This window comes from Faecalibacterium sp. OM04-11BH (assembly GCF_003482185.1).
Taxonomy (GTDB): Bacteria; Bacillota; Clostridia; order Oscillospirales; family Ruminococcaceae; genus Faecalibacterium; species Faecalibacterium tardum.
On record NZ_QULS01000049.1, the window covers coordinates 244 to 601 of the forward strand.

1 pseudogene is annotated in these 358 nt (G+C 51.1%); it reads left to right on the forward strand.

The features are described from left to right. A pseudogene (locus tag DXB44_RS14955) lies at nt 1–332 on the forward strand (recombinase); the annotation flags it as partial. Nucleotides 333–358: the final 26 nt, after the last annotated feature.

Sequence of the window (358 nt, forward strand, 5' to 3'; positions counted from 1 at the left end):
TGGATTATATCGGCAAACGCACCTTTCTCGGTAACTACTCGCTGACCGAAGAAGAATTTTCCAAGCTGAAAAAGCAAGCCGACCACGGCTATATGATGGACGTGGAGAACCGCCGCTTGAAAGAAGAACTTTCCACCGCCAAGAAGGAGGCCGTTCGTTGGAGCAACAAGTACCACGACCTGTGGTACGACGTGAAACCCTATCTGGATGCTCTCCACCGTGCGCCCGAACTGGTGCGCGGCTTTCTGGAAAAGATTCTTGCCCCCAAGCAGGAGCTCACCATGAATGTGCAGCAGCGAAACCGCAGGCGTGGGCAGGATGTAGAACTTTAAGCTGAATTTTTAGATGATATGACAAT